The organism is Microbacterium sp. SCN 71-21 (assembly GCF_001725695.1).
Taxonomy (GTDB): Bacteria; Actinomycetota; Actinomycetes; order Actinomycetales; family Microbacteriaceae; genus Microbacterium; species Microbacterium ginsengisoli.
Map to the genome: position 1 here is coordinate 1 of NZ_MEGA01000062.1, position 24,954 is coordinate 24,954.

The following is a 24,954-nucleotide window of genomic DNA, read 5'->3' on the forward strand; positions in this document are numbered from 1 at the left end:
GTTCGCGCGCACGTTCCTCGAGCTCATCCGCATCGATCCGACCAGCGACGGCCTGTTCGGCATCCCGGCGAACTCGTGGACCTCGATGCTCGCTGTCGTCGCAGGTCTCGTTCTGTTCGTCGTGCAGACCAGGCGGCATCCGGAACCGGAGCCCTCGATCTTCACCCGCGAGGATGCCCCGGCCTCCCGGCGAGGCGGAGTGTCTCCTCGTGAGCACGACGCGGTCGACACTCCATCGGGGTCGAGCACCGAGTCTCACAGCGCTCCCGAGGCCGGACGCTCCTCATGACGGATCACGCACAGCAGACCGTCGTCCTGCACGTCAGCGATTCGCCCGACGACGTCGCTCGCGCCGCGACGACTGCCGAAGCGATTCGAGCGTCATTCCCTTCGGTGCAGGTGCGCATCATCGTCAACGGCGAGGCGCTGAGCGCGCTCACGCAGGCGGATGCCCCACCCGGCGTCGAGGCATGCGAGATCGGGATGGCACGACGTGGCATCGAGACGGCGCACCTCGCGCCAGGCGTAGTAACGGTTGCGTCCGCCGCGGTCGAACTCGCCGGCGCGCAGTTCGCTGGGGCGGCGTACATCCGAATCTGACCCCGGTTCCTCGAGGCGGCTGTCACCTCACGCGCGTAGCGTGGGGGCATCCGGCCCCGACGAAGGAGGACGCATGTCCACGACCCTCACGCCCACCAAGAACAACCGACGCGCGGCGCGCGGCGCCGAGCTGACCGACGAGCAGAACGCGGAGTCCGGGTTCACCGCGTCCGCCCAGCTTGCCGACAACCTTCAGCGTGTGCTCGTCGACCTGATCGAGCTCTCGCTGCAGGGCAAGCAGGCGCACTGGAACGTCGTGGGAACGAACTTCCGCGATACGCACCTGCAGCTCGACGAGATCATTGACGCCGCCCGGGAGTTCTCCGACACCGTGGCTGAGCGGCTGCGCGCACTCCACGCCCTTCCCGACGGCCGCAGCGACACCGTCGCCGAGACCACGACTCTCCCCGAGTTCCCGCAGGGCGAGGTGTCCACCTCGGAGGTCGTCGACCTCATCACCGAGCGCATCGATGCGGTCACCGCCACAGTGCGCGGCGTGCACGACGACGTCGACGGTGAAGATCCGACGAGCGCCGACATCTTGCACGCGATCCTCGAGCGTCTCGAACAGCTCGCGTGGCTCGTCAGCTCGGAGAACCGCGTCCCGCGTCGCTGACCGTCGCACCGTGTAGGGCGGATGCCGCGGCGTCACGTCGCGACATCCGCTCTTCACGTTCTCCCCCGCGTTCGGTGCGAGCGATACAGTGAGCCCACGGGTCCCCAGGTTTCTCACAGAAAGCACGCATCATGACTACTGCTCCCACTCCGGCCGACACCGCCGTCAACGGCATTCGCACCGCCCTCGGCATCGGCGGCGTCGTCGCCCTGATCGTCGGCATCCTGATCCTCGTCTGGCCGTTGAAGACCGCCTCGGTGGGCACCGTCATCATCGCGATCTACGCGATCGTCTCCGGTCTCGTCTACCTCGGACTCGGCATCTTCTCGAAGGTGCGCGGGCTCTGGTCGCGCATCGGCCACATCCTGCTCGGCATCGTGTTCATCGCCGCCGGCATCGTCGCGTTCTCGAACCTCACGAGCGCGACCATCTTCCTCGCGGTGTTCGTCGGCGTGTTCGTCGGCATCACCTGGATCGTCGAGGGCGTCGTCGCGCTCACCACGCTCGACGGCTCGTCGGGCCGCGGCTGGACGATCTTCTACGCGATCGTCAGCCTGCTGGCCGGCATCACGCTGCTCTTCTCCCCCGCGATCGGGGCGGCGTTCCTCTGGATCTTCGTCGGCGCGTCACTGCTCGTGCTCGGCATCGTGCAGATCATCCGCGCCTTCACCTTCGGCAAGTCCGCGTGATCTGAGGCGCCGGGTGCGGCGACCGCTCAGTCGGTCGGCAGCACCCGGCGCCACCAGTCGAGCACCGCGTCGAAGCGCTCCACGCGATGACGCGGCTGACCCGCGCGCGTGAGCTCGTGGTTCTCTCCGGGGAAGATGAGCATCTCGGCGTCGACGCCGGCCGTGCGCAGCGACAGGTAGTAACGCGTCGCCTGCTCGAGCGGGCAGCGGAAGTCCAGCTCGGAGTGCAGCACGAGCGTCGGCGTACGCACCTGATGCGCCACGGCGGCAGGGCTCTGCGAGGCGACGAGCGCCGGATCCGTGCCAACGTACTCCTGCCCGAAGAACGATCCGATGTCGCTCGTGCCGACGAACGCCTCCGGGTCGAGGAAGCCGCGCTCGACGATCGCGCCGGCGAACCGGTGGTCGTGCGCGATGACCCACGCCGTGAGGTAGCCGCCGTACGAGCCGCCCTGCACGCCGAGGCGGGTGCCGTCGAGGCGTGCGTCGGCCGCCAGTGCCGCCTCGAGGAAGTCGATCACGTCGGTGAAGTCGACGGTGCCCATCGCCTGACGGATGCTGCGCCCGTGCGCCCGTCCGTAGCCGGCCGACCCGCGCGGGTTGCAGTAGACGACGGCGTAGCCCGCGTCCACCAGCACCTGGGTCTCGTCGAACACGTGCACCCCGTACTGGGCGAACGGTCCGCCGTGGATCTGCAGGATCACCGGGAAGGGTCCGTCGCCCTCGGGAACCGCCACCCACCCGTGCACCGGGTAGCCGTCGCGGGCGGCGATCTGCGTCTCGACCGGGGTCACGACGCCGCTCGCCCGCAGCTCGCCGCCGAGGTCGACGATGCGCCGGGGGTCGCCGTCGCCGTCGATCTCGACCAGAGCGCCGAAGGTGTCGGGGGCGGCGATCGCGGCGATCACGCGGGCGCCCGCGGCATCCGCCCCGACGCCCGTGACCTCGGCGTCCGCCAGCAGCACGCTCGTCACGCCCGCGCGGGTGACGCGTACCAGCTCGACGCGCCCGCGGGTGCGGTTCTGCACCAGCACGTCGTCGCCGGCGAGGGTGATCGCACTGCCCGGCTCTCCGAGGTCGAGCGCGTCGGGGTCGGTGAGCAGCCGCACCGATCCCTCGTCGACGAGTCCGAGCGCGACGCCCGGCGCGATGAAGTCGACGTGGGAGTCGCCGAGCGTGTGGCCGAGCACGAACAGCGCGCCGTCGGGTGACGCGACGACCTCGTCGATCGCGTAGCCGGCGTCGAGGCCGAGCACCTCGCGCTCCCCTCCCCCGTCGACCCGCACAGCGACGAGCCGCGAGCGCAGGTCGATGCGCTCGTCGACGATCGGCGACGGCGAGGTGATCACCTCGGTGCCGTCCGGGGTGAACGCGAGCAGGTCGTGCCACACCGCCCCCGAGGTCAGCGCCGTGGCCTCCGCGGGCACGACCCGCGGTGTCGGCGGCTCCTCCCCCTCCGCCGCGACGCGCGGAGCCGGGGCGTAGAACGGCTCGCCCGCGGCATCCGGCACCGGCACGACGAAGACGTGCGACGGGCGGTCGAGCGTGTACCCGAGTCCGTTGGCGTGCCAGCGCAGGCCCGTCACGCGCCGGGGCGACTCGGATGCCGCACCCAGCCCGTCGACCGTGCCGTACCGCCCCTTCTCGGGCACGAGCGCGAGGTAGGCGAACGCGCCGCCGTCGGGTGAGAAGACGAACGAGCTGACGCCGAGCGGTGCGTCGGTGACCTGCACGGGCTCGCCGCCGAGTGCGGGCACGACGTGGATCTGCGCCGAGCCCTTCGCGTCCCCGCGCAGGAACGCGACCACGGTGCCGTCGGGCGACAGCCGCGGCGCACGGTCGGCGATGCCCCGGGTGAGACGTCGCGGCGCGCCACCGGGCAGGTCGATACGCCACAGCTGCCCGACGGCACGGTTGGCCGCGACGTCGGGTCGCGAGGTCGCGTAGACCGCGAACGAACCGTCGGGAGCGACGGCTGGCCGGGAGACGGAGACGAGCTTCTCGATGTCTGCGGCACGCATGGTCACTCCCCCAGGAATGAGCTCGTGTCTCCGACGAGTCGGGTGTTGTCGGCCGGAACCGGGTCGACGGCGGCGAGGGCGACCTCGGCGGCGAACTCGGCGACGTTGTAGAGCTTGCCGGCGTCGTCACGCCGTGCGGCGATCGCGCCGGGGTTCGCGCGCTCGAGCAGGGTCGCGGTGATCGTGCCCTCGATCATGTCGCCGGAGACGACGGTGAAGCCGATCCCCTTCTCGTCGAGTGTCGGGATGAAGGCGCGCAGCGCATCCTCGCCCGCGCGCTTCGAGAGCGCCACCGGCTCGTACTCGGCCATGGTGGGCGTCGTACGGATGAAGTGCGCCTGGTGGCTCGTGACGAACACGATCCGCGCCTCGGCGTTCAGGTGCGGGAGCGCCGTGGTGAGCACGCTGACCTGGGCGTCGCGGTTCAGCTGCAGCGCGTAGTCGGGCGCCATGCCCGACTCCATGCCGCCGGAGGCGTTGAGCACGAGGATGTCGAGCCCGCCGAACTCCGCCGCGGCCGCCTCGAACATGGCCGCGACGGACGCCGGGTCGGTGAGGTCGGCGCCGACGACGAGCGCGCCGACGCCCAGCTCGCGCAGCTCGGCGGCGAGCTTCTCGGCCCGCGGGGCCTTGTTGCGGAAGTTGATGACGACGTTGGCGCCCGCCTGGGCGAAGTAGCGCACGGTGTCGGCGCCGATCCCCCGCGACGACCCGGTGACGAGGGCGGTCTTTCCGGCGAGGCTGCCGGGGGCAAGGGGAACGAGGTGCTCGGTCACGGAGGACTCCTGGGATGACGTGTCGAATGCCGCGGATGAGGATGCCGCGGGCCGCCTTCGACCCTACCAACCACCCGTCATCCGGCCTGGTGATAACCGCTCGCGCACGCCCTCCCGCTGTTAGGCTCGAGACAGCGAGGAGGCCCGTATGGACATCGTCACCGCGATCACGCAGTTCGCCTGGATCGTCTGGATCGCGCTCGCCGCCGTCTTTCTCGTCGTCGAGATGCTCACCCTCGACTTCCTCTTCCTGATGTTCGGCATCGCCTCGCTCGCGGGCCTTGTCTCAGCCCTCACCGGCGCGCCGCTCTGGCTCCAGGTCGTGATCGTCGCGGTTGTCGCCGTGCTCCTGCTGCTGCTGATCCGGCCGCCGCTGCTGCGACGCCTGCGGCGCGGCGAGGACCCCACGCCGACCAACGTCGCCGCCCTCATCGGGATGTCCGGACGCGTCGTCGCCACGATCGACGCCACCGGCGGCCAGGTGCGGCTCGCGAACGGCGAGATCTGGAGCGCGCGGGCCGACGCGGCATCCGTTCTCGAACCCGGCACCGAGGTCAGCGTCGACCGCGTCGCCGGGGCGCACGTCCATGTCATCCGCCGCACCGAAGGGCTCCCGGTATGAACCCCGACTCCATCATCCCCGTCGCGATCGGCTGGGGACTCGCGATCGCGATCGTCATCTTCGTGCTCGTGGTGCTCTCCCGCGCCGTGCGCATCATCCCGCAGGCGACCGCAGGCGTCGTCGAGAGGCTCGGGCGCTACCACAAGACCCTCGCCCCGGGTCTGAACCTGCTGGTGCCGTTCATCGACCGGCTGCGCCCCCTCATCGACATGCGCGAGCAGGTCGTGTCGTTCCCGCCGCAGCCGGTGATCACCGAGGACAACCTGGTCGTCTCGATCGACACCGTCGTGTACTTCCAGGTGACCGACGCCCGGGCCGCGACCTACGAGATCGCGAACTACCTCGGCGCCGTCGAGCAGCTCACGACCACCACCCTGCGCAACGTCGTCGGCGGGCTCAACCTCGAGGAGGCGCTCACCAGCCGAGACGAGATCAACGGCCAGCTGCGCGTCGTGCTCGACGAAGCCACGGGCAAGTGGGGCATCCGCGTCTCGCGCGTCGAGTTGAAGGCCATCGACCCGCCCGTGTCCATCCAGGACTCGATGGAGAAGCAGATGCGCGCGGAGCGCGACCGCCGCGCCGCGATCCTCACGGCGGAGGGGTCGAAGCAGTCGCAGATCCTCGAGGCCGAGGGGCGCCGGCAGGCCGAGATCCTCAAGGCCGAGGGTGACAAGCAGGCGCAGATCCTGCGCGCCGAGGGCGAGGCGCAGGCCATCCAGGCCGTGTTCGACGCGATCCACGCGGGCAACCCCGACGAGAAGCTGCTGGCCTACCAGTACCTGCAGACGCTCCCGAAGATCAGCGAGAGCCCGTCGAGCAAGCTCTGGATCATCCCGAGCGAGCTGACCGACGCCCTCTCCCAGATCGCGGGCGGGTTCTCGGGCGCCGCCGGGCGCGCCGCGGCATCCGCGCCGAAGCCCGGAGAGCCGACCGCGTGACGCACCCCTTCCTCGCGGGGCCGCTCCCCCGCGTGTTGGCCCACCGCGGCCTGGTGACGGCAGAGGCGGCCGCATCCGGCATCGCCGAGAACAGCCTCGCCGCGATTGCCGCGGCCCACGCTGTCGGTGCCGACATCGTCGAGTCCGATTGTCACCTCACCGCCGACGGCACCGTCGTGCTCTTCCACGACAGCGACCTCTCCCGGGTCACGGGCGACCCGCGGCGCCTCTCCGAGGTGACCACCGTCGAGCTCGAGGCGCTCATGCGGGAGCGCGGCGGTCTCGCGGTGCTCGCCGACACGCTCGACGCGTTCCCCACCGTGCGGTTCAACCTCGATGTGAAGGCGGATGCCGCGGCCGAGCCTGTGGGCCGCCTCGTCGCTCCGCACGCGGCGCGAGTGCTGGTGACCAGCTTCGACGATGCCCGTCGGCGACGGGCGCTCGCCGCGGCGGAGGCGGCGGGCGGAGAGCCCGCGACCTCCGCGGGAAGCTCTGTCGTCGCGCGTGCCGTCGGAGCGAGCGCCGTGCGGCTCCGCCGGGCGTTCGGGCGTGCGGTCGCGGGGGTCGACGCGCTGCAGGTTCCCGTGCGTCAGGGACCGGTGCCCGTCGTCACCCGTCGACTGATCGACGATGCCCACGCGCACAGCGTCGAGGTGCACGTATGGACGATCAACGACCCGGGCGAGATGACGCGCCTCGTCACGCTCGGCGTCGACGGGATCGTGACCGATCGGGCCGACGCCGCACTGCACCTGCTGCGACGCGCCCGGTCGTGACCGGGCCTGGAGAACCACTGGGAGTTCAGGCCGCGCTGGGGCGCCGTGGATGATCCGTCCAGGTCATGGCGTTATACCAGTCAAGCGACAGCGACGAGAGGACCACACAATGGCAGATCGCAGCCTCCGCGGAATCCGACTCGGCGCCCAGAGCCTACAGAGCGAAGAGGGCGTCATTCTCCATGAGCGCATGCAGCGTACCTACGTCTGCAGCGTCTGCGGCAAGGACACCACCCTGACGTTCGCGGCCGATGCCGAAGCTCCCGAGACCTGGGAGTGCCGCTCATGCGGCGGTGAGGCCGTGCTTCGCGTGGGCGAGGGCACCGTGACGATCGATCACAGCGACGACAAGGCGCCCCGCACCCACTGGGACATGCTCCTGGAACGCCGCACCATCCCCGAGCTCGAGGAGATCCTCGAGGAGCGCCTGGCGTACCTGCGCGAGCGCCGCGGCTCGGAGAGCACCGCGAAGAAGAGCGCCTAACCGCGCTCCACGTCGACGCCGGTTCCCCCTGCGGGAGCCGGCGTCTTGGCGTACCTCCGTCGGCGCCACAGCAGCACGCCACCGGCCCCCGCGAGGGCGACGAGCGACCCGGCGACGAGCGCGACCTGTACGCCGTCGCCGATGACGACGGCGGGTGTCAGCCCCGTGCGCAGCGGGACATCCGTCACCGCCGCCCCGGGCTCGTCGCCCGCGAGGCCCGCGATCACCGAGCCGTCCGGGGCGATGACCTGGCTCGTGCCGACGGTCGACAGGTTGACGACGGCGCGCCCGGTCTCGATGGCGCGCATGCGGGCGAAGGCCAGCTGCTGCAGGTTTTCGTCGGTGCCGCGGAAGTCTGCGTTGTTCGTCTGCAGCAGGTAGACGGATGCCCCGTCCCGCGCCGCATCGTGGACGACGTCGTCGTAGATCACGTCGAAGCAGATCGCGAGCCCGACGGTGGTGCCTGCCACCGACATGACCGGCGCGGCGGTTCCCGGCGTGTAGCCGCGCTGGATGAGTCCGACGAGATCGGGTGCGAGCGCGTAGAAGAAGTCGCGATCGGGCACGTACTCGCCGAACGGCACGGGATGCCGCTTGTCGTACGTCTGTGTGGCCCCCGCCCCGTCCAGCCACATCATGGAGCTGTTGAAGACGTCGGCGCCCCGCTCGGTCGCCGCGTTCATGAGCAGCGGCGCCTGCACCTGGGCGGACACCGCATCGAGCACGGCGGCCGTGGCGGAGTTGTGGGTGGGGTCGGAGTCGACGCCGCCTTCGGGCCAGAGGAGGACATCCATGCGCTCGTTGGCGATAGGAGCCGTCGCCTTCAGCTGCGCGTCGAGAACGGCGTCGGCGGTGCGGGAGTCGAAGTACCCGGCGGGACCGTTGCCCTGCACCCAGCCCACCCGCAGCGTGCCGTTCGCCGTCGTCGGGAAGGCGGGCAGCGCGAACAGCACGACCGCGACGACGGCCGCCGGGATCGCTGCCCACACGGCGCGCCGTCGCAGCCGGATCACCTCGAGCGCGGCCGCGCACACGAACACCATCAGAAAGGTCAGCCCGCTGATCCCCGTCCACGAGGAGACGCGCGCCAGGGGGCTGTCGGCCTGGGTCATGCCGAGGCGGGCCCACGGGAACCCGCCGTAGGGGAAGGTGCCGACGAGCACCTCGCGAGCGGTCCAGAGACCGGCGACGACCAGGGCGAGCACGAGGGTACGGCCCCACGGGCCGGGAAGGAGCCGCGGCATCCACCGATACGCGAGCGAGATCGGGATCGACGCGATCGCGACGAGCGCCGCCTCCAGCACCGACAGGGCGATCCACGGGATCGGTCCGAGGTATCGACCCGTGAACGACACGTTCACGAGGAAGAACGAGAGCCCGAAGAGGAGCCCGCACAGCACGCTCCCCCACACGCCGCGACCGACGAGCGTCGCGAGAGCCAGCACGACGGCGGGAAATGCCATCGGCCACCATGCGAGCGACGGGAACGCCGTCGTAAGTGCGAGGCCGGCGACCACCGAGAGCAGCGATGCGAGCCACAGCGGGAACAGGCGAGGCGGGGACGCGGGCACTCGATCACTGTAGGCGGCGATCCCCGCGCGCACGCTGAGCCCCATCGTCAGACCGAGGCGTAGGCGACGATTCCGCGACGCACCGCATCCAACGCCGCGCGGGCGGTGCGAGCGAGCTCGCCGTCGGCGACGAGGGAGAGCTGGTCGAGCAGATCGATCGTCTGCTTGGCCCACCGCACGAAGTCGCCTGCCGCCATGTCGGCCTCGGTGAGCACGCGATCGAGCAGGGCGCCCCGGGCCCACGAGTGCATCGCCTGACTGAGGCCGAGGGCGGGCGGCTCCGAGCCCGGCAGATGGTGATCCTGCTCCAGATCGTCGAGACGCTGCCACAGCGTCTCCGTGGCACTGAGCGCCTCGCGGAAGCGTCCGCGGGGCAGGCCCGCCTCCCCCGCGCCGCGTTCGTCACGCCGCGGCTCGTACACCAAGGCGCACACGAGCGCCGCGAGGGCCGCGGCATCCAGACCTTCCCAGATGCGGGTGCGCAGCGCTTCCGCGACCAGGAGGTCGCGCTCACCGTAGATGCGCCTCATCGTGCGACCTGCGTCGGTCAGCGTCGCGGTGCCGTCCTCGCCCGCCCGCACGTAGTCGAGGGCCTCGAGCACATCGACGACCCGGTCGAACACCCGCGCGACGGTGCCCGTGCGCGACTCGATCTGGCGACGCTGGCGGTCCGTGTCGCGGCGCAGCTTCCAGTAGCGCTCCGCCCAGCGGGCGTGATCCTCGCGCTCGGGGCACGAATGGCACGGATGCCGCTGCATCGACGTGCGCAGCCGCTGGATCTGCTTCTGACGCTGATCGCGCAGGGAGCGGGGAGCCGTGGCATCCCGTCGGTTGATCTTCTCGAGGTCGCTGAGCTCCCGACGGATCGACGAGTACGCGACGTAGTCGCCGCGGTCGCAGGTCATCGCCTCGCGGTAGCCCTCCAGCGACGCCTCGGCCTCCTTGACCTGCCGGGCGACGCCGACGACGGATCGGTCGGCCTGGAACTGCGCGAACGACGACTCGAGGATCTCCCTCGCACGCGGACGACCGAACTGGTCGATGAGATTGACCGCCATGTTGTACGTCGGGCGGAAGCTGGAGTTCAACGGGTAGGTGCGACGGGAGGCCAGGGCCGCGACGGCCTGCGGGTCCATCCCTTCCGTCCACTGCACGACGGCGTGCCCCTCGACGTCGATGCCCCGGCGTCCGGCGCGCCCGGTGAGCTGTGTGTACTCCCCCGACGTGATCGCCACCCGCGCCTCGCCGTTGAACTTCTCGAGCTTCTCGAGCACGACGGTGCGCGCCGGCATGTTGATGCCGAGCGCGAGGGTCTCGGTCGCGAACACCACCTTCACGAGCTTGCGCTGGAAGAGCTCCTCGACGACCTCTTTGAACGCCGGCAGGAGACCGGCGTGGTGCGCGGCGATGCCGCGTTCCAGGTTCTCGCGCCATTCCCACACTCCGAGCACGGCGAGATCCTCGTCGGCGAGCAGGCGGGTGCGCTCGTCGACGACCCGGCGGATCTCCGCACGCTCCTCGGCGGTCGTCAACCGCAGCCCCGAGCGACGCACCTGCTGCACGGCGGCGTCGCAGCCCACCCGGCTGAAGATGAAGAAGATCGCCGGCAGCAGCGTGGCCCTCTCGAGCAGGTCCACGACGTGCGGGCGATCGATGCGCTCGGCGCGGCGCGGGTTGCCGTGGTGCACGAAGCGCGCGCCCCGGCCGCCGTTCCCACCCTGTCGGTGCGCCTGCAGGCGGCGATTGTTCTCCTGCGCGACGCCAGAGCCCGACCGCATCCGCAGCAGTTCGCGATTCACCTGCGCGGCGGCGACGCCCGCACGATCGTCGAACAGCGGCAGCAGATCGCCGCGCACGAGCACGTGCTGCTCGAGCGGCACGGGCCGGTTCTCCGACACGATGATGTCCGTCTCACCGCGCACAGTGTCGAGCCAATCGCCGAACTCCTCCGCGTTGGAGACCGTCGCCGACAGTGACACGAGCCGCACTCGGCGCGGCAGGTGGATGATGACCTCCTCCCACACCGCGCCGCGGAAGCGGTCGGCGAGGAAGTGCACCTCGTCCATCACGACGTAGCGCAGGTCGCGCAGCGCGGGCGAGTCGGCGTAGAGCATGTTGCGCAGCACCTCGGTCGTCATCACCACGACGCGGGCATTCCCGTTGATGTTCGTGTCACCGGTGAGCAGGCCGACGTGCTCGGGGCCGGAGAGGTCCTGCAATCGGGGTCGTGTAGAACGCCTTGTCCGACGGCTCCCGCATCGCGAGGTGCACCGCGAACTCGCCGACGATCGTCTTGCCAGCACCGGTCGGCGCGGCGACCAGCACGCTGCGACCCTCTTCGAGGGCGCGGCATCCCTCGAGCTGGAACGGATCGAGCCGGAACCGCTGCATCGCCGCGAACTCGTCGGTGACCGGATGCCCCGACTCGCCGTCCCGGCGCGACGCGTGCCCCGCGTCGGGGGCGCTCACGCCTCCGGCCCGGCGAGATCGAGCCGGACGCGCCGGGCCTTGCGCCAGTCGAACAGCACCGACACCGACGCGGCGGCGATGTACAGCACGATGAGGATGCCCGCGAGCAGCAGCATCGAGGTGATGTCGGCGGCGGGGGTCGCGACCGCCGCGAACACGGCGGCCACGAGCACGGCGATGCGCCAGCCCTTGAAGATCGCGCGACCGCTGACGATGCCCGACAGGTTCAGCGCCACGAGGAACACCGGCAGCACGAACGCGATGCCCACGACCAGCAGCAGCTTGAACACGAAGTCGTAGTAGTAGTCGTACTGCAGGAACAGCGCCCCCTGCTCGGGCACGAGCCCCGACATCAGTTCGATGATGTGCGGCATGATCAGCCACCCGACCGCGCATCCGCCGAAGAAGAGCGGGATCGCCGCCAGCATGAAGCCGATCGTGTACTGCATCTCCTTGCGGGTGAGGCCGGGCATGATGAACGCCCACACCTGCCAGATCCAGACCGGCGCCGACAGGATGATGCCGACGGCGAAGGCGATGCGCAGTCGCAGATCGAAGCCCGCCGTGATCGAGTTGAAGTTGAGTGCCGCGAGGTCATTGCCGCGGGACTCGGCCACGACGGCGATCGGGTGGGTCAGCAGCGCGATGATCGGATCGGTGAGGAACGCCGCGATCACCATGCCGGCCACGAGCCCGATCAGCGCGAAGACGATGCGCTTGCGCAGCTCGCGCAAGTGCTGACCCAGCGACATGCGCTTGTCGCGCTTCGGGCCGCCGGGCTCGCCGATGCGCGGCAGGTCGGCCGCGGTCACCGGTTCAGGAGGTCGTCGAGGACGAGTTCGTGCTCGACGGCGAGGCCGGGGTCGAACCGGGCGCCTCGGTGGACTCCGAGGTCGCGGATGCCGCGGCATCCTTCTTCTCGTCGTCCTTGAGTGCCTTCATCTCGCCGCGGAAGACGCGGGCCGACTGGCCGAGGCTCTTCGCGAGAGCGGGAAGCTTGGCGGCGCCGAACAGCAGGACGATGATCAGCACCAGGATCAGCAGGTGGGGCCACCCGAATGCGTTACCGAAGATGCCCATGATTCTCCTCACCGCAGGCGTGTTTCCCCGAGTCTAGCCTCGCGAGCACCCGGCGACGCCGTGACGCCCCGGATTCGTCTCTGCGAATCCTGTGAACGATCGACTCAGGCGGGATCGTATTGCGCGAGCGCCGCCGCCGCCCAGTCGCGGGCCGCGCGACGCGCGCTCTCGGGCGCAAGGATCTCGACGTCGCCGCCGCGGCGGGTGACCAGGCGACGCAGGCTGCGCGGATCGCCGATGCGCATCGTCGCGGTGCAGACACCGTCGACGCACGCGACGTCGGCGTACGAGAGGTATTCGCCGAGCAGCGGCGTGAGTCGCTCCGCGAAGCGGATCGTCGCGGTCGCATCATCGCCGCCGGGCTCGAACAGCGGGGGGACCGGCTCGCCCGAGTGGGTGATCGGGATGTCGGTGAGCGCGACATCGCTCACCCGGTCGAGATTGAACGTGCGCATCGCCCGGCGCAGGTGACACCAGCCCTGCAGATACCACTCACCGCCGGTGATGTGCACCTTGACGGGGTCGACCGTGCGCACCGTCGGTGCACCCTCGGGGGTCTTGTACGTGAAGGATGCCGCGACTCCCCGCGTCAGCGCATCATCGATCGAGCGCCGCACCGCGTCGACGGGTGCCGGGGTGAGCACGAGCTCGGCGGGGGCGGTCGCCGCCCCGCGCGCGAGCTTGGCGAGCAGTCCCCGCATGAGGTCGCCCTCCCCCACTCCCGGGACGGCGGCGACGACCTGGAGCCCGGCAAGGAGCGCCGCCGCTTCCCGCGCGGTCAGCTTCGGGGCGCGTTCGAGTCCCACGGTGTGGGTGATCGCGATGCGGTCCTGCTCGTCGAGCAGATCCCAGTCGATGTCGAACAGGTCATGGGGCAGCTGCCAGTAGCCGCCGTCACCCGGGCGGCCGATGACGGTGAGCTTCTCCACGATCTGACGCATCTGCGTCTCGGACACGTCGAAGTCGGCGGCGGCCTCGGCGACGCTCACCTCGCCGTGCTCGATCAAGTAGGGCACGAGCTGCAGGATGAGCGCGGCGCGGTCGGTGGCGACGAGCGGCGGACGGGCGTCGGTCATGCGGAACCTCCGCTGCGGGCGAGCGCCGCGCGAAGTCGCGAGACCACGAGGCGGCGCAGTTCGGCGGGCTCGACGACGCGCACCTCGGGACCGTAGGAGGCGAGTTCGTCCGCGAGCACGTGCGCATCGACGAACGGGATGCGCAGCCCCTGGGCCGCCGGCGAGGCGCGCCGGGCGAGCCGCAACGCGGCCTCGGTGCCCGGGTGCACCTCGACGAGGGCGCTCTGCGACGCGGCGAGCTCGTCCAGCAGAGCGCGCGCCCGCTCCCCCGCACCGGCGCGCAGACCGGGATCGAACGAGACCCGCGTCACCGCGACCTCGCCGACGATGCGCGAGAGCAGAAAGGTGCGAGGCGCATCCGCGTCGAGGTCATGGGCGTGGAGATGCCAGCGCGCCTCGTACTCCAGCAGCGCCAGGGGGCGCGCGCGACGGGCCCGGGGGGCATGCTCACCGGGCTTGAGGTAGTCGAACGCCACGACGCGCGCGGTCTCGATCGCGCGCTGCAACGGCGCGAACGCGGCATCCCGAACGCTGATCCGGGGCGCGTAGGCCCCCAACGGCTCCGTCGTGGGGATGCCGAGGGCGCGGATCTTGCGCAAGCCTGCGCGGGCGTCGACCGAGAGGGATGTCTCGTGCCACACCGTGCCCGCGAGGTCGAGGAGGGCCGCCTCCGCCGCCGTCAGCGATACCTCGTCGGGCAGCGCGTAGTCGTCGGTGGCGATGCGGTACCGGGCCTCGCGGAGATCATCGGGATCGGCGTAGTCGCCGAGCGTCTCGATCGGCACGCCGAGCGAGCGCAGGCTCTCCTTGTCACGCTCGAACATCTTCTCGAGCGCATCCTTCGACGCTCCCGCCTCGGACTGCTCGCGATACCCCGAGACCGAGCCCAGGATCGTGTCCTTCGTGAGCCCCTGGTCGGTCGCAAGCAGCGCCACGACCAGGTTCACGAGCCGCTCCTCGGGCGCGACTTTCGATCCTGTGTTCGGCACGAGGACATCCTATGGTCGCAGGATGTCCCCGTGGCCGCGGCTCACTGCGTGGCGTCGATCCCGAGGATGTCGACCACGAACACGAGCGTCGAGTTCGCCGGTATCTGGCCCGTCGCGGTCGATCCGTACCCGTCGGACGGCGGAATCACCGCGAGGATCTGCGAGCCGACGGTCGCACCCTTCAGCGCCGTCGCCAGGCCCGGGACGATTCCGGTCATGGAGAGCGAGGCCGGGGTCGATCCCCACGAGGAGTCGAAGACCTTTCCGTCGGCCCAGGTGAGTCCGGTGTAAGCGACCCGCACCGTGTCCTTGTCGCCGACGGTCGCGCCGGTGCCCTTCTGGAGCGTCTGCACGACCAGCGAGGTCGGCGGGTCGGTCTTGGGGATCGTCACGCCGGGCTGCCCGGAGGGGGCGAGCACGACGACGGGGAGGTTGTGGCCGTCGTTGAAGACGGGCGTGCCGTCGGCACGCGAGAGATACACCTTCTGCACGTCGATGACCGCGATCGCCGACTCGTCGGCGGCGAGGCCGAGCGAGGCCGTCGACGAACCGAGCTCAGTCGGGGTCAGACCCACGATCATGCGCGTTCCCTCGCCTGCGCACTTCAGCGCCGCCTCGAACCCGGGAACGGTCTGGACCCATGTGGACACCGGGGTGATCGTGGGGCCCGTCGACCCGTAGCCCGCGGTCACGATCTCTTTGCCGGTCTTCGCGCTGAACAGGTCGACGGCGAGACCGACGAGCTGGTCGTCGCTCACGATCTCGGTTCCCGTGCCCGTCGTGAGGTCGACGAACTGGCCGTCCCCGGGGCTGAGCGGCGACGAGATGTCGACGGTCGGCTTCTTCGCGAAGTCACCGGAGACCTGCACCAGGGACGCGAGGTTGCCCGGGTTCGTCGTGCGGGCGCACGTCGGCGCGGACGCGGTCGCACATCCGGTCAGGGCGAGGGCGGCGAGGCCGAAAGCGGCGGCCGCGGCGAGGGTTCTGCGCACCGGATCAGTCTATGCGGGCGACTGGTCGCTCTCCGACGCGCCCGCCTCGCGCAGCTTGGCGTCGGCGGCGCGCTGCGCCTCCCGCACGCGCTTGCGCAGATTCTTGTCCGTGATCTCCCGGTCGCCGACCGCACCCGGGGTCCAGACCTCGACGTCCTCGTCCGCATAGGAGGGCTTCTTGAGGGCGCGCCGCCGCACGTCCGGCGGCACGGCACCCGGAGCGAGGCGCCGCGCGGAGATCAGGAATCCGGTGTGCGCCACCATCCGGTGGTCGGGGCGTACCGCGAGACCCTCGACGTGCCAGCCGCGCACCATCGTCTCGCTCGACTCCGGGTCGGTGAACGCACCCGTCGCGCGCAGGTACTCCGCCACACGGCTGAGCTGCGTCGCCGTGGCGACGTAGCAGACGAGCACGCCCCCGGGAACGAGCGCGTCGGCCGCGACGTCGATGCACTCCCACGGCGCGAGCATGTCGAGCACGACACGGTCGACAGATGCCTGCTCCACCGCGCGCGGGAGCTCCTCGGCGAGGTCGCCTTCGACGATCTGCCATGAAGCCGGCGACTCCCCGAGGAAGGTCTCGACGTTCGCCCGCGCGACGTCGGCGAACTCCCCACGCCTCTCGAAAGAGACGAGACGCCCGGTCGGACCGATCGCCCGCAGCAGCCACAGCGAGAGCGCGCCGGAGCCGACGCCCGCCTCGACCACGACGCATCCGGGGAACACGTCGGCCTGAGCGAGGATCTGCGCGGCGTCCTTCGGGTAGACGATCGCGGCACCGCGCGGCATCGACATCACGAAGTCCCGCAGCAAGGGTCGCAGCGCCAGGTATTCGGAGCCGTGGCTGTTGACGAGCACCGAACCGTCGGGCTGGCCGACGATGTCGGCGTGGCGCAGCACGCCGTGATGGGAATGGAGTTCGCCCCCCTCGCGGAGGGTCACCGTCGACAGGCGCCCCTTCGGGCCGGTGAGCTGCACGCGATCTCCGTACGCGAACGGACCGCGACCGAGGCTCACGCGCGCACCTCGCGGGCGCGGCGTGCGGCGTGGACCTCGGCCAGGTCGGCGAGGCCCCGCCCCTCGAGGGAGGGCCAGAGGACGTGAGCGCCGACGCCCGCGAGCGAGACCATCAGCGGGACGCCGACCGTCGTCGTGCGGGCGGCGATAGCGGAGCGCAGCCCGTTCGGCGAGTCCTCGATCGCCACCACGTCCTCGGGGGCGACATCGAGCAGCTCGCACGCCTGCAGATAGGGGTCGGGATGCGGCTTCGGGCGGGTCGCATCGTCGCCGGCGACGATGACGTCGAATGCGTCGAAGTCGATCAACTCGACGACGTGAGTCGCCATCCGCCGCAGCGACATCGTCACGAGGCCCGTCTTCACCCCGGCCGCGCGCAGCTCCGACAGGAGCTCACGGGCACCGGGACGGAACGGCACACCGGTCGTGCGCAGGTCGCCCATCACGGTTTCGGTCAGGTGGTCGATGATCGCGCCCTCGTTCATGCGCACCCCGGCGTCCTGGAGGATCCGAGCCGACTGGTCGAGCCCGAGGCCGACCAGCTGCAGCGCCTGCTCGTGCGACCAGCTGCCGCCGTAGCTCTCGACCAGCGGGGTCTCTGCGGCCATCCAGTACGGCTCGGTGTCGACGAGGGTGCCGTCCATGTCCCAGAGCACGGCGGCGGGTGCGGGGTGATTCACCCGGCCATGCTACCGGCGCGGCGCGCGCGGCCACGGCCCGTCACGGGCCCGAGACGCCTATCCTGGTGTGACCGCGAGCGCCGTCCTGGCGCCGTGGAGGCAACGAGAGGGGCCCGGTGGACGGACTCGGTCGACGCGTGCTGGTCGTCGCCTTCGACGGATGGAACGACGCCGGCGAGGCGGCATCGGCGGCCGTCAGCCGTCTGCGCGAGACCGGCGGCTACGAACCTGTCTACTCGGTCGACCCGGAGCTGTACTTCGACTACCAGTACACCCGGCCGAGCATCGCCGCCGACGAAGACGGTGTGCGCCGCATCTCCTGGCCCGAGACGACGCTGCTGCGCCCCGCGCAGACCACGCGCGGCACGCAGCTCTGGCTGCTCACGGGCGTCGAGCCGGCGCGGGCCTGGCAGGCGTTCGCCGGTGAGCTGATCGACGTCGCGCTGCGTGAGGACATCACCGGCATGGTCGCGCTCGGCTCGATGATGGCGGATGTCCCCCACTCCCGTCCGATCTCGATCTTCGCGGGCAGCGAGAACGAGCAGCTGCGTCATACTCTCGACCTCGACCGCACGACCTATGAGGGGCCGGTCGGCATCCTCAGCGTCCTCGGTCAGGCCGCCGACACCGCCGGCATCCCGACAGCCTCGCTCTGGGCGAGCGTGCCGCACTACGTCGCCGGTCACTCGCCGTCGCCCAAGGCGACCCTCGCACTTCTCGACCGCCTCGAGGACCTCACCGGGGCGAAGATCGACCGCGGTGACCTGGCGACGCAGTCCGCCGCGTGGGAGGCGTCCATCGACGCGGCCGCGGCCGACGACGAGGAGATGACGGAGTATATCCGCGGCCTCGAGCGCACCCGCGACGCGTGGGACTCCCCGGAGGCGTCCGGCGATGCGATCGCCCGTGAGTTCGAGCAGTACCTGCGCAAGCGCGGCGACGACCGGCCCGGCCGCGGCGGGCCGCAGCGCTGAGAGCGCCCGATCCCGCTCAGGCGGTGATGACGCCCGTCGCGAGCATGACCATCACGAAGGCGCCGAGCGCCACGCGGTAGATGACGAAGGGCAGGAAGCTGCGCTTCGAGATGAACGCCATGAAGTACTTGATGACCACGAGGGCGACGACGAACGCGATCACCGTCGCGAGGCCCGTCTCGAGCAGGGTGAACGGCGGGTTCACCTCCGGCTCCTTCACGACCTTGTACAGCTGATAGAAGCCCGAGCCGAACACGGCCGGGATCGCGAGAAGGAAGGCGTAGCGAGCCGCCGCGGCGCGCTCGTAGCCCATCAGCAGACCGGCCGTGATCGTCCCGCCCGAGCGGGAGACACCGGGGATGAGGGCGAGAGCCTGGGCCAGGCCGTAGATCACGCCGTGGCCGACGGTGAGCTGATCCAGACGTCGCCGGCGTGCGCCGATCGCGTCCGCGATGCCGAGGAGCACGCCGAACAGGATGAGCATGCCGGCGACCAGCCAGAGGGAGCGGAACACGGTCTCGATCTGGTTCTGGAACAGGATGCCCAGCACGACGATCGGAATCGACCCCAGGATGATGAGCCAGCCCATGCGCGCATCGGGATCGTTGCGCGGCGCGCGCCCGACGATGGAGAGCGCCCACCGGCTGACGATCCTTACGATGTCGCGCCAGAAGAACAGCACGACGGCCGCCTCGGTGCCGATCTGCGTGATGGCGGTGAAGGCGGCGCCCGGGTCCTCGGTGCCGGGGAGGAACGCTCCCAGGATGCGCAGGTGCGCACTGGAGGAAACCGGCAGGAACTCGGTGAGCCCCTGGACGAGGCCGAGGATGATCGCTTCGAACAAGTGGCTCATGGTCGTCTTCCGTTGGGGGTGGGGCGGGAGGCGGCGCGGTGGATCAGTAGGTGCGCAGCAGGCGGGTCAGCACATCCTGACCGAACGTCAGCGCATCAAGCGGCACGCGTTCGTCGACACCATGGAACATACCGGTGAAATCGAACCCGCTCGGCAACCTCAGCGGCGCGAAGCCGTAGCCGGCGATCCCGAGGCGGGAGAGCGCCTTGTTGTCGGTGCCCGCGCCGAGCAGGTAGGGGACGACGGGAACACCCGGATCGGCATCCTGAAGACTCGCGACCATCGCGTCGACGAGCGAGCCGGAGAAGGGGGTCTCCAGACCGATGTCGCGCACGACGATCTCGATGGCGATGTCGTCCCCGACGATCCGCTGCACCTCGGCGAGCACCTCGTCCTCGGTTCCGGGCAGGACCCGGATGTCGACGGTCGCCTCCGCACGATCAGGGATCACATTGTGCTTGTAACCGCCGGCGAGTCCTGTCGGGTTCGCCGTTGTGCGCAGGCTCGGCCGGATGAACGCTGCGGCCGGACCGAACAGGTCGGCCGCAGCATCCGGGTCGTCGACGTCTGCTCCGGTGAGGTCGGCGACCGCCGCGAGAAGCGCCGCGGTCGTCTCGGTGAGGCGCACCTCCCACGGGGCGCGCCCCAGCGCCGCGACGGCCTCGGCGAGCCGGGTGACGGCGTTGTCCGGATGCCACCGGCTGCCGTGTCCGGCGGCGCCGCGCGCCACCAGCCGCACCCACAGCAGCGCCTTCTCCCCCACCTGCAGCAGGTACGCCCGGCGTCCGGCGACATCGATGGAGAAACCGCCGACCTCGCTGATCGCCTCGGTCGCACCGCTGAACCACTCGGGGCGGTCTCGCACGACGAGCGCCGAGCCCTCGACGCCACCGTTCTCCTCGTCGGCGAAGAACGTCACGATCAGGTCGCGCTCGGGCTGTTCTCCGGCGCGCAGGATGTCGGCGACGGACGTGAGGATCATGGCGTCCATGTTCTTCATGTCGACGGCACCGCGACCCCAGAGGTATCCGTCGCGAATCTCACCGGCGAACGGGTCGACGCTCCAGTCGTCGACCATCGCCGGGACGACATCGAGGTGCCCGTGCACGACGAGGGCAGGCTTCGACCGATCACGACCCGGTACTCGCGCCGACACGTTCGTGCGGCGCGCGATCGGCTCGAAGTAGCGGGTCTCGAGTCCGAGTTCCTCGAGGTACGCGCCGACGAACTCGGCCGCCTCGCGCTCGCCTTCGCTGCGTCCGCCACCCCAGTTGGTGGTGTCGATGCGGATCAGATCGCGGGCGAGCCGGATGACCTCCGGCAGCTCCCCCGGCTCGGCTGCAGTCATGCGCCCCAGGCTACCCGCTCGGCGAGGGCCCGCCCGGTTCGTGACGCCGCGTGGAGCATGCTAGGCTCGACCCTCGGTTGCAAGACCACACATCACCCAATGCGCGGGTGGCGGAATAGGTAGACGCGCTAGCTTGAGGTGCTAGTGCCCGTATAGGGCGTGGGGGTTCAAGTCCCCCCTCGCGCACGCAGGATGCCTCGGCATCATCACGACGAAGGCCCCCGGAGACGGGGGCCTTCGTCGTTGGCGCATCCGTTGCTGCGGATCTCGCCAGGGGTCGCGCCCACGACCGCGGAGAGGCAGGATGAGCCCCATCGGGCCTGCTGCGACGGGGCCGCGACGGAGGGACGGGCGATGACGTTCGATGTGCCGGCCGAGGCTTATCAGCGGTTCATGGGACGCTATTCGGAGCCGCTCGCGCAGCGCACGCTGGACGTCGTGGGCGAGCTCGATGGTGTGCGAGCGCTCGATGTCGGTGCGGGTCCCGGGGCGATCGCTGCGGCACTCACCGCGACTCCGGGGGTCACGCCGGTGGCCGCGGTCGACCCCTCCCCGTCCTTCGTCGAGGCGCTGCGCGAACGGCTTCCCGGCTGCGATGCACGTGTCGCAGACGCCGAATCGCTCCCGTTCGACGATGACGCCTTCGATCTCGTCATCGCGCAGCTGGTGGTCAACTTCCTGCGCGACCCGCACGCCGCCATTCGGGAGATGGCACGGGTCACCCGTCCGGGCGGCGTGATCGCGGCATCGGTCTGGGACTTCGGCGGCGGGCGGGCGCCCCTGTCGCTGTTCTGGCACGCGGCGCGCGAGATGGACCCGACCGTCGACGACGAGACGGGCGGCGTCGGCACAGGTCGGGGCCAGATCGCCGACCTCTTCCGGTCGAACGGACTCGTCGAGGTGGTCGAGCACGAGCTCGAGGTGCACGTTCCGTACACGGGCGTCGACGACTGGTGGGGACCCTACGAACTCGGCGTCGGGCCCGCGGGCGCTTTCGTCGCGACCCTCGACGCGGCCGCCCGAGCAGAGCTGCGCGTCCGCTGCGGAGCACTCCTGCCGGGTCCGAGCGGCGTCATCGACGCGGTGGCGTGGTGCGCTGTCGGGCGCACTCCTCGCATCGACCGGTAGCGCGGCGCACGGGTCAGTCGATCGTGGTGGCGGGCGCGGTCCGGCCGCGCAGGCCGTCGTTGATCGCGAACAGCAGCAGCACGAGACCGGCTCCGAGCGTGATGTGCCCGAGGCCCGCGATTCCGGAGATCGCCGCGCTCGCCGGTACGCCGAGCACCTGCATCGTGCCGTGCACGGTCATGATCGCGACAGTCAGCACGAGCCCCGCGTTGTAGACCCAGAAGAACCACGCGAAGAAGCGGCTGTGGGCGAGGCGGTACACCTTGTCGAGCACGAGCACGACGAGCATGGCGAGGAAGCCGAGGGTCAGCAGATGCGTGTGGAGCACGGCGAGCTGGGTGCCCTCCCCCGATTCGAACGGCGTTCCCTTGGTCATCTCACGGAAGTACACACCGCCTGCGAGTCCGAGCACCAGATAGACGCTCGCCGCGATGAAGACGGCGCGCTGAGACATCCGAGACATCTCTCCCCTTTCGTTACCTTCAGCATATCTGAAAGTAACGAAGGTTCAGATTCCCGCCACCCCGAACAGGAGCCCGAGGACGTACGTGACCGCGGCGGCCCCGAAGCCGATGCCCAGCTGTCGGAGACCGCGGCGCAGCGGCGGCGCCCCCGAGAGGAGACCCACCGCGGCGCCGGTGCCGAGCAGCGCCACCCCGACGAGCGCGAGCGCGACGAGCACGGCCGCAAGACCCTGCAGCCCGAACAGCCACGGCAGCACCGGGATGATCGCCCCCGACGCGAAGAACAGGAAGCTCGAGAGCGCCGCGCTGAACGCGCTGCCCACGACCTCGTGCGTGTCCGCGCCCTCCGGCGGCCGGCGGTAGGGCACCGCACGGTCCGCCGTGCGCGCCGTCTCGATCACCAGACGTGCCCGCGCGGTCGCCTCGGCGTCACCGAGTCCCCGCGCGCGGTAGATCAGGGCGAGCTCGTTCTGGTCGAGGTCGAGATCGGGCAGCACGTCGTCGCCGAAGTTGTTGGGCTCGGTGGCCTCGAGCAGCTCGCGCTGCGAGCGCACCGAGACGAACTCCCCCGCGCCCATCGACAGGGCTCCGGCGAGCAGGCCCGCGATGCCGCTGAACAGCACGATGCGCGCGTCGACGCCGGTCGCCCCGATGCCCATGACGAGCGCGAGGTTCGACACGAGACCGTCGTTCGCCCCGAACACCGCGGCACGGAAGGTTCCCGACAGCCTGCGACGTCCCGCCGCGGCGAGCCCCCGCACGACCTCGCTGTGGATCTTCTCGTCGGCGCGCATCGCCGGGGTCGCGTGGGGGTCGTCGTCGTAGGGCGAGCGCGTCTCGGCCTGCTGAGCAAGGGCGAGCACGAAGATCGACCCGAACCGTCGCGCCATCCAGCCGAGCAGCCGCGTCGATGCCGATGCGCGCGGCAGTCGCTCCGGCTCGCCGCCGAGCAGCGCCAGCCAGTGCGCCTCATGGCGGCCCTCGGCGTCGGCGAGTGCGAGCAGGATGTCCCGCTCCTCCCCCTCGCGGCGCGCGGCGAGGTGACGGTAGACGGCCGCCTCGGCCCGTTCGTTTGCAAGGTAGTGCGCCCAGCGGGCGCGGTCGCGGGCAGTCGCCGGAGCGGAATCGGATGCCACGGGCAGCTCCTCGATCAGGGGGGGGCGGGGCCACCAGGCTAGCCGCGCACGGCGCGCCGCATCATTCGGCGCCCCGAAGCCATGACCGCGGTGTGCGCGAGCACGAACACGGGGCGCAGGAGCCAGGCAGTGCGGTTCATCCACGCCCGTTCGGTGCGCACCACCCAGCGCACGCGCACCAGGGTGCCGGATGCCGCGGCGAACAGCGCCACCTCGCCTTCGCCCAACAGATCGCCGTCGCTGCGCGCGGCGAGCACGACTCCCGGTTCGACGCGGGTGAGCACGGCGTCGAGCACGAGGCGGTAACCGAACGGGCTGCGCACCGTCAGGCCGACGTGCGCGCCCGGTTCGAGCGCTACGGGAGGGCCTGTCACCTCGACCGCCGGCCAGGGCGACGGGGCACCGGCGGCGGGGCGCAGCATCCCCTCGATCGCGCGCCAGCAGCGGGCGGGGTCGGCGGGGATGCGCCAGACCGAGACGAAGTCGTAGCGACTGCTCACGCGTGCACCCGGCGGCGCAGCAGGTCGATGCGCGCCTGCAGCTGCGCGACGGTCGCGTGGGAGACCGCCGGCCCCCCGCACAGGCGCCGCAGTTCGGCGTGCACCATCGCGTGAGGCTCCCCGGACTGCCGCGCGTAGAGACCGACGAGACTGTTGAGCAGCTGCCGCTGCTCCTTGAGGGTGCGGTGCAGCGCCCCGGGGAGGAGCGGGTCGATCGGGGCGTCCTCGTCCGCGCTCGCCTCGCGGGCCTCGCGCGCCTTGCGGTGGCGGGTCTGCCGCGCCTGACGCTGCTGCAGCAGCTCGTGCACGTGCTCGGGCTCGAGGATGCCCGGCAGCCCCAGGAACTCCTCCTCCTCCGGGGTGCCCGGCACGGCGAGCTGACCGAACTCCTTGCCGTCGAAGAGCACCCGGTCGAAATGAGCCTGTGCATCGAGTGGCAGGAACGCGAACTCCTCGGTGAGGGCGTCGGATGCCGCATCCGGCCGCTCCGCGGCATCCATCAGCGCTTCTTCGGCGTCCCATTCGTCACCGGTCGCCTCGCGGTCGAGCGCGTGGTCGCGCTGCGCCTCGAGCTCCTGTGCGAGCGCGAGCAGCTGGGGCACGTTCGGCAGGAACACGCTCGCCGTCTCGCCGCGGCGTCGCGCCCGCACGAAGCGTCCGATCGCCTGCGCGAAGAAGAGCGGCGTCGACGCGCTCGTCGCGTAGACACCGACGCTGAGGCGCGGCACGTCGACGCCCTCGGAGACCATGCGCACCGCGACGAGCCAGCGGGACGTGGACTGGGCGAACTGCTCGATGCGCGCGGATGCCTCGGCCTCGTCCGACAGCACGACGGTCGGCGCCTCGCCGCTGACGGCCTCGAGGATCGCCGCATACGCGCGGGCCGCGGTCTGGTCGGTCGCGATGACGAGCCCGCCCGCATCGGGCACCTGTTCGCGCACCTCGCTCAGACGGCGATCCGCGGAGCGCAGCACGGCCGGGATCCACTCGCCCTCGGGGTTCAGGGCGGTGCGCCACGCCTGCGCGGTGACATCCTTCGTGTTGTCCTGCCCGAGATAGGCCTCCATCTCCTCGCCCGCCTTGGTGCGCCAGCGCATGTGACCGGCGTAGACGAGGAAGAGCACGGGCCGCACGACGCCGTCCTCGAGCGCGCGG

Annotated in this window: 25 protein-coding genes, 1 tRNA gene and 2 pseudogenes; 11 read left to right on the forward strand and 17 right to left on the reverse strand. The window is 70.8% G+C overall.

The window, feature by feature from the left end:
- The 4 genes and pseudogenes from ABT08_RS09690 to ABT08_RS09705 all read left to right on the forward strand — a co-directional run.
- Positions 1–289: pseudogene (locus tag ABT08_RS09690) on the forward strand (hypothetical protein); the annotation flags it as partial.
- Positions 286–600, forward strand: a complete 315-nt coding sequence (locus ABT08_RS09695; protein ID WP_045248122.1) for a DsrE family protein — start codon at positions 286–288, stop codon at positions 598–600. The pseudogene ABT08_RS09690 and the gene ABT08_RS09695, both read left to right, overlap by 4 nt.
- A gap of 73 nt (positions 601–673) precedes the next feature.
- Positions 674–1,216, forward strand: a complete 543-nt coding sequence (locus ABT08_RS09700) for a Dps family protein (RefSeq protein ID WP_056209052.1) — start codon at positions 674–676, stop codon at positions 1,214–1,216.
- A 131-nt stretch (positions 1,217–1,347) separates the two neighbouring features.
- The gene (locus ABT08_RS09705) at positions 1,348–1,905 is read left to right on the forward strand and encodes an HdeD family acid-resistance protein (RefSeq protein WP_056209055.1); all 558 of its coding nucleotides are present in this window, start codon (positions 1,348–1,350) and stop codon (positions 1,903–1,905) included.
- Between the two features lie 26 nt (positions 1,906–1,931).
- Here ABT08_RS09705 and ABT08_RS09710 read toward each other — a convergent pair whose 3' ends face one another.
- Both ABT08_RS09710 and ABT08_RS09715 read right to left on the reverse strand, forming a co-directional pair.
- Positions 1,932–3,926, reverse strand: a complete 1,995-nt coding sequence (locus ABT08_RS09710; protein WP_288114824.1) for a S9 family peptidase — start codon at positions 3,924–3,926, stop codon at positions 1,932–1,934.
- A gap of 2 nt (positions 3,927–3,928) precedes the next feature.
- Positions 3,929–4,702 (reverse strand): SDR family oxidoreductase, encoded by a 774-nt coding sequence (locus ABT08_RS09715; RefSeq protein ID WP_056209061.1) that lies wholly within the window; start codon positions 4,700–4,702, stop codon positions 3,929–3,931.
- Positions 4,703–4,850: 148 nt separating this feature from the next.
- On the opposite strand from ABT08_RS09715, the gene ABT08_RS09720 reads away from it, so the two are divergent.
- The 4 genes from ABT08_RS09720 to ABT08_RS09735 all read left to right on the forward strand — a co-directional run bounded on the left by ABT08_RS09720 (position 4,851) and on the right by ABT08_RS09735 (position 7,522).
- Positions 4,851–5,324 carry an NfeD family protein gene (locus ABT08_RS09720; protein ID WP_056209066.1) on the forward strand — a complete coding sequence of 158 codons (474 nt, stop codon included), beginning with the start codon at positions 4,851–4,853 and terminating at the stop codon, positions 5,322–5,324.
- A complete protein-coding gene (locus tag ABT08_RS09725; protein WP_045248128.1) occupies positions 5,321–6,262 on the forward strand; it encodes an SPFH domain-containing protein in 942 nt (313 codons plus the stop codon). The genes ABT08_RS09720 and ABT08_RS09725 overlap by 4 nt, the downstream gene beginning before the upstream one ends.
- Positions 6,259–7,038: a glycerophosphodiester phosphodiesterase family protein gene (locus tag ABT08_RS09730; protein ID WP_056209069.1), complete on the forward strand. Its 780-nt coding sequence runs from the start codon at positions 6,259–6,261 to the stop codon at positions 7,036–7,038. The genes ABT08_RS09725 and ABT08_RS09730 overlap by 4 nt, the downstream gene beginning before the upstream one ends.
- Before the next feature lie 109 nt (positions 7,039–7,147).
- Positions 7,148–7,522 carry an RNA polymerase-binding protein RbpA gene (locus tag ABT08_RS09735; RefSeq protein ID WP_045248130.1) on the forward strand — a complete coding sequence of 125 codons (375 nt, stop codon included), beginning with the start codon at positions 7,148–7,150 and terminating at the stop codon, positions 7,520–7,522.
- On the opposite strand, the gene lnt is transcribed toward ABT08_RS09735, so the two are convergent.
- From lnt to ABT08_RS09780, 9 genes and pseudogenes are all read right to left on the reverse strand, one after another.
- Positions 7,519–9,138, reverse strand: a complete 1,620-nt coding sequence (lnt, locus tag ABT08_RS09740; protein WP_288114827.1) for an apolipoprotein N-acyltransferase — start codon at positions 9,136–9,138, stop codon at positions 7,519–7,521. The genes ABT08_RS09735 and lnt overlap by 4 nt on opposite strands.
- Positions 9,139–9,140: 2 nt before the next feature.
- Positions 9,141–11,484 (reverse strand): annotated as a pseudogene (locus ABT08_RS09745) (DEAD/DEAH box helicase).
- Between the two features lie 74 nt (positions 11,485–11,558).
- Positions 11,559–12,314: a twin-arginine translocase subunit TatC gene (tatC, locus tag ABT08_RS09750; RefSeq protein ID WP_056209249.1), complete on the reverse strand. Its 756-nt coding sequence runs from the start codon at positions 12,312–12,314 to the stop codon at positions 11,559–11,561.
- Between the two features lie 64 nt (positions 12,315–12,378).
- Complete coding sequence (gene tatA, locus ABT08_RS09755; RefSeq protein ID WP_045248132.1) at positions 12,379–12,642, reverse strand: twin-arginine translocase TatA/TatE family subunit; 264 nt, start codon at positions 12,640–12,642, stop codon at positions 12,379–12,381.
- 104 nt (positions 12,643–12,746) lie between these two features.
- On the reverse strand, positions 12,747–13,718 hold the full coding sequence (locus ABT08_RS09760; RefSeq protein ID WP_056518563.1) for a helix-turn-helix transcriptional regulator: 972 nt from the start codon (positions 13,716–13,718) through the stop codon (positions 12,747–12,749).
- Positions 13,715–14,707 carry a helix-turn-helix transcriptional regulator gene (locus tag ABT08_RS09765; RefSeq protein WP_056209072.1) on the reverse strand — a complete coding sequence of 331 codons (993 nt, stop codon included), beginning with the start codon at positions 14,705–14,707 and terminating at the stop codon, positions 13,715–13,717. The genes ABT08_RS09760 and ABT08_RS09765 overlap by 4 nt, the downstream gene beginning before the upstream one ends.
- Before the next feature lie 41 nt (positions 14,708–14,748).
- Positions 14,749–15,699 (reverse strand): FKBP-type peptidyl-prolyl cis-trans isomerase, encoded by a 951-nt coding sequence (locus ABT08_RS09770; protein ID WP_056209075.1) that lies wholly within the window; start codon positions 15,697–15,699, stop codon positions 14,749–14,751.
- 9 nt (positions 15,700–15,708) lie between these two features.
- Positions 15,709–16,716 (reverse strand): tRNA (adenine-N1)-methyltransferase, encoded by a 1,008-nt coding sequence (locus ABT08_RS09775; RefSeq protein WP_056209076.1) that lies wholly within the window; start codon positions 16,714–16,716, stop codon positions 15,709–15,711.
- On the reverse strand, positions 16,713–17,396 hold the full coding sequence (locus ABT08_RS09780) for an HAD family hydrolase (RefSeq protein WP_235557344.1): 684 nt from the start codon (positions 17,394–17,396) through the stop codon (positions 16,713–16,715). Before ABT08_RS09780 ends, ABT08_RS09775 begins: the two co-directional genes overlap by 4 nt.
- A gap of 116 nt (positions 17,397–17,512) precedes the next feature.
- Between ABT08_RS09780 and ABT08_RS09785 the strand changes: the two genes are divergently transcribed.
- Complete coding sequence (locus tag ABT08_RS09785; RefSeq protein ID WP_056209081.1) at positions 17,513–18,370, forward strand: PAC2 family protein; 858 nt, start codon at positions 17,513–17,515, stop codon at positions 18,368–18,370.
- Positions 18,371–18,386: 16 nt separating this feature from the next.
- Here the strand turns inward: ABT08_RS09785 and ABT08_RS09790 are convergent, their stop codons facing one another.
- Together ABT08_RS09790 and ABT08_RS09795 are read right to left on the reverse strand one after the other, a co-directional pair.
- Complete coding sequence (locus tag ABT08_RS09790; RefSeq protein WP_137878085.1) at positions 18,387–19,223, reverse strand: undecaprenyl-diphosphate phosphatase; 837 nt, start codon at positions 19,221–19,223, stop codon at positions 18,387–18,389.
- Positions 19,224–19,266: 43 nt separating this feature from the next.
- Positions 19,267–20,571 carry a M20/M25/M40 family metallo-hydrolase gene (locus ABT08_RS09795; protein ID WP_056518560.1) on the reverse strand — a complete coding sequence of 435 codons (1,305 nt, stop codon included), beginning with the start codon at positions 20,569–20,571 and terminating at the stop codon, positions 19,267–19,269.
- A 101-nt stretch (positions 20,572–20,672) separates the two neighbouring features.
- On the opposite strand from ABT08_RS09795, the gene ABT08_RS09800 reads away from it, so the two are divergent.
- Positions 20,673–20,757: transfer RNA gene (locus tag ABT08_RS09800), tRNA-Leu, on the forward strand.
- Between the two features lie 168 nt (positions 20,758–20,925).
- Positions 20,926–21,699, forward strand: coding sequence for a class I SAM-dependent methyltransferase (locus ABT08_RS09805; protein ID WP_288114829.1), 774 nt, complete (start codon positions 20,926–20,928; stop codon positions 21,697–21,699).
- 13 nt (positions 21,700–21,712) lie between these two features.
- On the opposite strand, the gene ABT08_RS09810 is transcribed toward ABT08_RS09805, so the two are convergent.
- From ABT08_RS09810 to ABT08_RS09825, 4 genes are all read right to left on the reverse strand, one after another.
- Positions 21,713–22,153, reverse strand: a complete 441-nt coding sequence (locus tag ABT08_RS09810) for a DUF2871 domain-containing protein (protein WP_288114830.1) — start codon at positions 22,151–22,153, stop codon at positions 21,713–21,715.
- A 54-nt stretch (positions 22,154–22,207) separates the two neighbouring features.
- Positions 22,208–23,305, reverse strand: a complete 1,098-nt coding sequence (locus ABT08_RS09815; protein ID WP_169815903.1) for a VIT1/CCC1 transporter family protein — start codon at positions 23,303–23,305, stop codon at positions 22,208–22,210.
- Between the two features lie 32 nt (positions 23,306–23,337).
- Positions 23,338–23,799: an SRPBCC family protein gene (locus tag ABT08_RS09820; protein WP_056518557.1), complete on the reverse strand. Its 462-nt coding sequence runs from the start codon at positions 23,797–23,799 to the stop codon at positions 23,338–23,340.
- Positions 23,796–24,954: DEAD/DEAH box helicase (locus tag ABT08_RS09825; protein WP_353743290.1), on the reverse strand; the 1,159-nt coding region annotated here is incomplete at its 5' end. The genes ABT08_RS09820 and ABT08_RS09825, both read right to left, overlap by 4 nt.

Coding starts and splice junctions, on each gene's coding strand:
- ABT08_RS09695 (WP_045248122.1), top strand. CDS start 286: ATGACGGATCACGCACAGCAGACCGTCGTCCTGCACGTCAGCGATTCG.
- ABT08_RS09700 (WP_056209052.1), top strand. CDS start 674: ATGTCCACGACCCTCACGCCCACCAAGAACAACCGACGCGCGGCGCGC.
- ABT08_RS09705 (WP_056209055.1), top strand. CDS start 1,348: ATGACTACTGCTCCCACTCCGGCCGACACCGCCGTCAACGGCATTCGC.
- ABT08_RS09710 (WP_288114824.1), bottom strand. CDS start 3,926: ATGCGTGCCGCAGACATCGAGAAGCTCGTCTCCGTCTCCCGGCCAGCC.
- ABT08_RS09720 (WP_056209066.1), top strand. CDS start 4,851: ATGGACATCGTCACCGCGATCACGCAGTTCGCCTGGATCGTCTGGATC.
- ABT08_RS09725 (WP_045248128.1), top strand. CDS start 5,321: ATGAACCCCGACTCCATCATCCCCGTCGCGATCGGCTGGGGACTCGCG.
- ABT08_RS09735 (WP_045248130.1), top strand. CDS start 7,148: ATGGCAGATCGCAGCCTCCGCGGAATCCGACTCGGCGCCCAGAGCCTA.
- lnt (WP_288114827.1), bottom strand. CDS start 9,138: ATGGGGCTCAGCGTGCGCGCGGGGATCGCCGCCTACAGTGATCGAGTG.
- tatC (WP_056209249.1), bottom strand. CDS start 12,314: ATGTCGCTGGGTCAGCACTTGCGCGAGCTGCGCAAGCGCATCGTCTTC.
- tatA (WP_045248132.1), bottom strand. CDS start 12,642: ATGGGCATCTTCGGTAACGCATTCGGGTGGCCCCACCTGCTGATCCTG.
- ABT08_RS09760 (WP_056518563.1), bottom strand. CDS start 13,718: ATGACCGACGCCCGTCCGCCGCTCGTCGCCACCGACCGCGCCGCGCTC.
- ABT08_RS09790 (WP_137878085.1), bottom strand. CDS start 19,223: ATGAGCCACTTGTTCGAAGCGATCATCCTCGGCCTCGTCCAGGGGCTC.
- ABT08_RS09795 (WP_056518560.1), bottom strand. CDS start 20,571: ATGACTGCAGCCGAGCCGGGGGAGCTGCCGGAGGTCATCCGGCTCGCC.
- ABT08_RS09805 (WP_288114829.1), top strand. CDS start 20,926: ATGACGTTCGATGTGCCGGCCGAGGCTTATCAGCGGTTCATGGGACGC.
- ABT08_RS09810 (WP_288114830.1), bottom strand. CDS start 22,153: ATGTCTCAGCGCGCCGTCTTCATCGCGGCGAGCGTCTATCTGGTGCTC.